Source organism: Streptomyces sp. SID3212 (genome assembly GCF_009865405.1).
Lineage (GTDB): Bacteria > Actinomycetota > Actinomycetes > Streptomycetales > Streptomycetaceae > Streptomyces.
In genome coordinates this window covers 1-3,623 of the sequence record NZ_WWJY01000404.1, presented here as the reverse complement: position 1 = coordinate 3,623, position 3,623 = coordinate 1, and the positions used below count along the sequence as shown (strand labels likewise).

The 3,623-nt window shown below is 73.6% G+C and carries 3 protein-coding genes; 2 read left to right on the top strand and 1 reads right to left on the bottom strand.

Annotated features, from left to right (window positions below; all coding sequences use genetic code 11):
• Positions 1-57: 57 nt before the first annotated feature.
• The gene (locus tag GT042_RS12255) at positions 58-1,059 is read right to left on the bottom strand and encodes a helix-turn-helix transcriptional regulator (protein ID WP_161308752.1); all 1,002 of its coding nucleotides are present in this window, start codon (positions 1,057-1,059) and stop codon (positions 58-60) included.
• A 221-nt stretch (positions 1,060-1,280) separates the two neighbouring features.
• Here GT042_RS12255 and GT042_RS12250 point away from each other — a divergent pair, with 221 nt between their 5' ends.
• Entirely contained in the window at positions 1,281-3,044 is a 1,764-nt protein-coding gene (locus GT042_RS12250; RefSeq protein ID WP_161308751.1) for a CocE/NonD family hydrolase, read from the top strand.
• 9 nt (positions 3,045-3,053) lie between these two features.
• Positions 3,054-3,566, top strand: a complete 513-nt coding sequence (locus GT042_RS12245; protein WP_161308750.1) for an NUDIX domain-containing protein — start codon at positions 3,054-3,056, stop codon at positions 3,564-3,566.
• Positions 3,567-3,623: the final 57 nt, after the last annotated feature.

The window sequence follows — 3,623 nt, the reverse complement described above, 5'->3', positions numbered from 1 at the left end:
GCTCATCCTGGCACGGCGTTCCGGCCCCGGCCCGTCCCGGCCCGGGGCGCCCGTGGATCAGCCGAGTGTGCCGTCCGGGCCCAGTTCCCCGTTGAGGAGCGCGATGCCCAGCGGGGTGACATGGTGCCGGACGGATCCGCCCTCCCTGCGGGTGTCCAGCAGCCCGGCCTCCCGCAGCACGGACGTCTGGCGGCTGATGACCGGGAGAGCCACCCCGACCCGGACCGCCAGCTCGGTCGTCGTCCCGCCGGCCGCCGCGGCGTCCAGCACATGGGCGCGGGTCCGGCCGAGCAGGGCGACGATCGGGGCCAGGCCGTCCTGGTCCCCCTCCGCCCCGGCCGGCCGCAGCCAGCCCAGGCGCGGCGAGAGCGGGTACACCAGCACCGGCGGCCGGTCGGGGTCCATCAGGGTGATCGGCTGGATGCGGCAGAAGAAGGACGGGACGAGCACGAGGCCGCGGCCCTCCAGATACACGTCCTGGTCCGCGTACACCGGGATCTGGAGCACCGGCGCCTCCCACCGGACGCGGGGGTGCAGTTCGGCGAGCAGCCGCTCCACCCCGCCGTTCAGCAGCGCGACACCGCGCCGGGCCCGGTCCGCCTCCGCGTGTGCCTGGATCCGTTCCTGGTACGGCGCGAGGGCGACCCGGTGGTACGCGGTCAGGGTGTCGCCGAGGCGGGCCATGACCTGGTGGTCCCCGCCGGCGAGTTCGCGGATCCAGGGGGTGGCCCCGCTCTCCTCGGCCAGGATGGCCAGTTCGGCGGAGAGCCGGGAGCACGGCGTGGACAGGACGTCCTCCACCTGGTGGGTGAAGTCCGCCTCTCCCCGGCCGGGCGTCAGGAAGTCGGGCGAGTAGCCCCAGGGACGGGCCAGTTCGAGGAGTGGGCGCACGCCCGGCATCCGTAACGCCCGTGTCCTGCGCCGCCATTCGCTGAACGCGAGGGAACGGTCGGGCTCCTGGACCATGTGGAGGCTGAGCAGGACGTCCCACAGAGGATCCGAGCGGGCGGCGACCGTCACCCGGGTCAGATCCTCGCCGGTGAAGTGAATGCGCAACACGCCGACCACCTTCCGCCGCGGACCCGCTCCAGCACCCTAGGCAGCGCCCGTGAACGAGGACAGAGCGCAACTCGCCTTATTCTGTCAGCCGTTGACGTATATCGTCCGTTCGCGTTCCACTTCGGTCCGTCACTCCCGCCGTACGCCGCCCCCGTATTCGACCGAAGTGCCGAATCGCCCGGCGCCACCGGCGTCCGGCGGTCCTCGATAAACTGGACGCCATGGTCGCCGCTCTTCGTCCCGCCCGCTCACCCCTGGGGCGGGGGCTGTTGACCGGCCTCCCGGTCCTCGCCGCGCTCCTCGTGCTGCTCGTGCCCTCCGTGACGGCGGGAGCCGTGCCCGCGCGGATCCCGGCGGCGTACGGCAGTACGACGGTCCCGGACGTCGGCGTGCCGATGAGCGACGGCACCACGCTGGTCAGCGACGTCATGTATCCGGCGGACCGTCTCACCGGGGAGCGCGCCGGGGGGACGTTCCCCGTCCTGCTCTCGCAGAACCCGTACGCCTGTGACACCACGGCCGGGAACCTGCGCGGTCCGGGACAGGCCGCCCTGGGCGACCCGGCGTATTTCGTGGAGCGCGGATACATCTACGCGTCGGTCTGCGTGCGCGGTACGGGCCGCTCCGGGGGCGCGTTCGAGCTGTTCGGGCCCCGGGAGCGGCGTGACGGGGTCGAGCTGGTCGCGTGGGCGGCCGGCCGGCTGGCCGGGTCCGACGGCACGGTCGGCCTGACCGGCTGCTCGTACCTGGGCATCAACCAGCTCCTCACCGCCTCGCTGCTCCCGCGCGGCTCCGCCGTGAAGGCGATGCTTCCGGCGTGCGCCGGGGCGGAGACGTACCGCGAGTCGATGAACTCCGGCGGGATGCCGACCCAGACCCGCAACTACTTCACCCATCTCGGTACGCGGATGGGCCCGCGCGCCGGGGCGTACGGCAGGGCCCTCGCCGCGAACGCGCAGCGCGGGGGCGACAAGGCGTACGCCGGGGCGTGGGCGGCGTCCCGCACCCCCGGGGACCTGGCCGCCGCGATCGTACGGGCGGACATCCCGACGCTGTTGTGGAGCGGGAACCTGGACCTGTACGCGCAGGGCTCCCAGGAGATGTACACGTACCTCCAGAACGCGTACTTCCACCGGCCCGTCCACACGAGTCCGGCACCCGGGCAGCGGACGACCCCCCGCTACCAGGCGGTCGTCGGCCCGTGGGCGCACGGCGAGGGTGTGGACCGGGCCGTGGCGCTCGACTGGTTCGACACGTGGCTCAAGGGCAGGCCCACCGGTTTCGCCACCACGACCACACCGTTGCACCTCTACCGGCAGGGCACCCGGACCTGGCTCCACACCACGGCCTTCCAGCAGGTCCGCACCTACACCCCCTACTACCTCGGCCCCGACGGCACCCTCGGGCCGACCCCGCCGCGCGCCGGGGGCGCGGACCGGATCTCGTACACCGAACCCTCCGCCGCCGACGGGCGGCTGACCTACACGACGGAGCCGTTCCGCCGGGGCGCGGTCCTGGCAGGGCCGCTCAGCGCCAGCCTGTCGGCCGGGTCGAGCGGTACGAACCTGACCCTCATCGCCCAGCTGGACGACATCGCCCCCGGCGGAACCGCCACGAAGATCACCTCGGGCTCCCTCGTCGCGAGCCTGCGCGCGCTCGACCCGGACCGGTCGTGGCGCGATGCGAAGGGGGTGGTCGTCCGTCCGTACGGCACGTTCACCGCGGACCGGTACCTGCGGCCGGGACAGGTGTACGAGCTGACGATCGGGCTGTCCCCTCGGGTGGCGCGGCTCGCGCCCGGCCACGCGCTGCGGCTGACCCTCACCACCCGGACCCCGGAGGCGGACTGTTCGGCGCCGGTGGGCGTGGACCCGTGTTTCCCCACCGACCCGCAGCTGCGGACCCTGCCGGGCACCTATACGGTCCACCGCTCCCCCGCCGCCCTCTCGGCGGTCAACCTGCCGCTGGCCGGAGGGGCCGGTTAGGCTCCTGACATGGCGACACCCGACTTCATCCGCACGATCCGCGCCTCGGCGGGTCACCAGCTCCTCTACCTGCCGGGAGTGAGCGCGGTGGTCCTGGACGACGACGGCAGGGTCCTGCTGGCCCGCCGCGCCGACACCGGCGGCTGGTCGCTGGTCGGGGGCATCCCCGAGCCGGGCGAGCAGCCCGCGGTGGCGGTCGTGCGCGAGGTGGAGGAGGAGACCGCGGTGCGCTGCCGGGCGGAGCGGGTGGTGCTCGTCCAGGGTCTTGAGCCGGTCCAGTACCCGAACGAGGACCGCTGCCAGTTCATGGACATCACGTTCCTCTGCCGTGCGACCGGCGGCGAGGCCCGGGTCAACGACGACGAGTCGCTGGACGTGGGGTGGTTCCCGCTGGACGCGCTGCCCGATCTCTCCGAATTCGCCCTGCTGCGGATCAAGCAGGCCCTCGCCGACGAACCGACGTGGTTCGATCCGGGCACGCCGGGCGGCCTGGACGCCGGCCGGGGCGGGACCGCCCGGTAGCGGCCCTCACCTCACGGCCGGTCGGCGGGCACGGGTTCGACCGAGGGCCACCGGGTC